This is a genomic window from Psychrobacter sp. FME6, assembly GCF_014861365.1.
GTDB lineage: Bacteria > Pseudomonadota > Gammaproteobacteria > Pseudomonadales > Moraxellaceae > Psychrobacter.
This window is the reverse complement of the sequence record NZ_RRYW01000162.1, coordinates 1-3,500: the sequence shown is the minus strand read 5'-3', so window position 1 is coordinate 3,500 and position 3,500 is coordinate 1. Positions and strand designations below refer to the sequence as shown.

Below are 3,500 nucleotides of genomic sequence, written 5' to 3'. Positions count from 1 at the left end.
CTTTTACATCAATTATGGCTACGTCTGATGCCAGCATACTTTTTAGAACACCACCACATCTTCTAATGCATAAGGTATATACTGATCGGCATCCAAACGTATTTGAGCTTCGCGCTCAACATCGCTCAGCACCATATCCATATCGATGATTTTGGTAATAACCGCTGATCCTGAAACCGCAGTGGCAGCATCAGCATCAGCAACTTGGCAGCGCCGAGCTAAGCTGGTAATAATATTACCAACAGCTTCTGTGTCTACTAAGAGTTTATCGACGACCACACCTTCTGGCAGTCTCTCAATACCATAAGATTTTAGGTGGAACATACCTTGTTGGCGCTGTATGTCAACCAACTTTACTGAGGTGGCACAAATATCCACACCAATCAAATGTCGACTTTTAGAAGTAAATAGCCTCACAAACTCCATACCTTATATTAAGTGTACAATTTGATAGTTATTTGTAATAATTGAATACAATACTTTACTTAACAGATAGATTCAAGCATTTAAATTACCTATTAAGGCTAACTTACACATTTATTATGACCTGCCTATTTTGTTCAAGGTATAATATCTTATCTTTTTCAAATCTTAATGAATAAGTATTATTATGGCCAAAAAAAATGCTACTGTTCGTTTGATTCACTTTTTGGTGAGTCTTTTTATCGCTTGTCTAGCATTGGCGGTTGTTTTAGCACTTGCTGTACCGATTGGCTTTTATGGTATGGCGATGTATTTATCTCCAACTTTGCCCAGTACTCAAGAGATTAAAACTGCAAAATTAGAAATGCCGTTACAGATTTATAGTAGTGACGATAAATTAATCGGTCAGTACGGCAATCGTTTATCGCTACCTATTACTTTTGAAGACATTCCTGAAGACTTAACCCATGCTTTTTTGGCAGCAGAAGATGCTTCCTTTTTTCAGCACAGTGGCATCAGTATTAAAGGTCTTGGTCGCGCTGTTACCGAAGTAGTAACGGACGATGATAGCCAGACAGGTGGTTCAACCATCACCATGCAAGTCGCTAAGAACTATTTCTTAAGCCCCGAGCGTACGTTAAACCGTAAACTGACTGAGTTGTTTTTGGCACGTAAGATTGAAGACGAACTGAGTAAGAACGATATCCTCACCCTTTATGTCAATAAAATTTACTTGGGCGAAGGCGCGTATGGTATTCGTGCTGCCGCCAAAAAGTACTATAGTAAATCACTAGAAAACCTGACGATTGCTGAGATGGCCATGTTGGCAGGATTGCCAAAGGCACCATCTAAGTACAACCCTGTTGCCAACCCTAGTCGTGCACTGACTCGCCGTAACTGGATCATTGGACGTATGCATGAACTGGGTTATATTACACAAACGCAACATGATGAAGCAGTCAATTCACCGATAGGCATCAACCTTTATAAAGAAAAGCTTGACGTTAATATGCCGTATTTGGCAGAAATGACACGCTCTACTTTGGTTGGCCGCTATGGCGAGCAAGTAATGCATGGTGGTTGGCGCGTGCGCCTTACTGTCGATAGTAAAGCACAAACAGATGCAGAAGCTGCGATACTAACGGGTTTGGTTGCTTATGAGCATCGTCATGGCTGGCGTGGAGCAGAAGCCAATGACGAGCCTTTAGAAGACTTCCGTCGTTATAGCAATATGTCTCCCGCCAAAGTCATTAAGGTCAATAATCGTAGTTTTGAAGCAACAATGCCATCTGGTGAAAATATAACGGTCAACTGGTCTGGGATGAGCTGGGCCCGTAAATATATTTCTGCCGATCGTATCGGTTATTTCCCCAGCAACGCCAGTCAAATCGTGAGCAAAAACGATATTATTCGGGTGATACCTACCGCTAATGGCAATTGGCAGCTGGGACAAATCCCTAAAGTACAAGGCAGTCTGGTTTCATTAAATCCAGAGACAGGTGCTGTCAATGCCTTAGTCGGTGGTTTTGATTTCAATCATAGTAAATTTAACCGAGCTTTGCAGGGCTGGCGTCAACCAGGATCAACGATTAAGCCGCTTATCTACACGGCTGCCTTAGAAAAAGGCTATCGCCCAGATAGCATCGTCTCAGATCGTCCGATTCAAGTAGGTGACTGGAAGCCTAAAAACTCTGATCAGCGTTTTTTAGGTGATATCACCTTACGTCGCGGCCTTTACTTATCGCGTAACTTGGTTTCTATCCGTCTGCTACGGGCGATTGGTATCTCTGATGCACGCAATTTATTAGATGAATTTGGCCTCGATAAAGAAAAACTACCAACAACGCTATCGTTAGCACTGGGTGCAGGACAGGCAACCCCCTTACAAATGGCAACGGCTTACGCGACTTTTGCAAATGGTGGTCACCGTGTACAACCATATTTTATTGAACAAATTTATAATTATAAAAACGAACTATTATTTCAAGCCAATCCGCGCCAAGCATGCGCCCTATGCTTCAACGAACAACTAGAAGACCTTAATAAAAAGCTAGTCGAAGATTACGATGCAAGAATAGAAGCTGAAAACAGTACTAATACTGATAAAGCAACTACTAAAAACAAAGACTCAGAAAATGCAGAAACTACTGAGGAAGATATTGAAGCGAGTAACGTAAGCGTTTACGATGCCAGTCCACAGTCAGATCGTCTAAAAGCCCCAGCCGTACAATATGCGATGGCCGAACAAGCACCGCGAATCTTAAAGCCTAGAGTCGCTTTTGAGATGGCAGACATCCTACGTGATGTCGTACAGCGTGGTACGGCAGTAAGAGCAAAGGCCTTAGGCCGTAATGATATTGGCGGCAAAACAGGTACCACCAATGAGGCTAAGGATGCATGGTTTGCAGGCTTTCATCCCACCAATGCAACTATCGTATGGATGGGTTTTGATCAGCCCTCGACTCTCGGTCGCCGTGAGTATGGCGGTGTTGCAGCCCTACCCGTATGGATGGACTTTATGAAAGCTCAATTAAAGGGCGTACCTAACCAGTGGGTATCCATTAATAATCGCTCTAAATCTCAAAAACAAAAGCAAAAAATCATCAACATGACTGACGATGGTATCGTGACCAGTGACGATGAAGATACAGATAGCAGTACATCGGTAAAACCTGTTAAAACCCAAACTCAGCAGCGCAAACCTGAAGCGCCTGAGCCTGTTGAGGATTCAAGCACCCCACAAGCGACAAACGCCACTAATAGCCAAAATAATAATGACAGCGTACCGCAAAACCCACTGTCGGTGACACCCGTTGAGCGCATGCCACCTCTGCCAGAGTAAATGAAAGCGCTAGACTACAGTAATAAAAGACAAAAAAGGCTTGTTTAGCGATTGCTAAGCAAGCCTTTTTTTGCATACCTTTATCGCTTCTATGGGTGTAATGGACAAAATTCATGCTAAAAATTAGAAGGTAGTCGCTAATGGACATAATTCATGCTATTTGAGTGACTTCGACCCTAAAAAGTCTTTAATAAACCGTAACTTACGGTACTCATTTAACCCATGATGACTGTGC

General features: G+C 42.7%; 2 protein-coding genes. One reads left to right on the top strand and one right to left on the bottom strand.

Going from position 1 to position 3,500, the window contains the following annotated elements; translation table 11 throughout:
• Positions 1-42 precede the first annotated feature (42 nt).
• A complete protein-coding gene (gene pilM, locus EI162_RS13770; RefSeq protein ID WP_318779330.1) occupies positions 43-417 on the bottom strand; it encodes a pilus assembly protein PilM in 375 nt (124 codons plus the stop codon).
• A 193-nt stretch (positions 418-610) separates the two neighbouring features.
• Between pilM and EI162_RS13765 the strand changes: the two genes are divergently transcribed.
• Positions 611-3,265: a penicillin-binding protein 1A gene (locus EI162_RS13765; protein WP_192524874.1), complete on the top strand. Its 2,655-nt coding sequence runs from the start codon at positions 611-613 to the stop codon at positions 3,263-3,265.
• Positions 3,266-3,500 lie beyond the last annotated feature (235 nt).

What these genes read in the sequence shown, in the direction of transcription:
- EI162_RS13765 (WP_192524874.1), top strand. Translation starts at nt 611, where the DNA reads ATGGCCAAAAAAAATGCTACTGTTCGTTTGATTCACTTTTTGGTGAGT.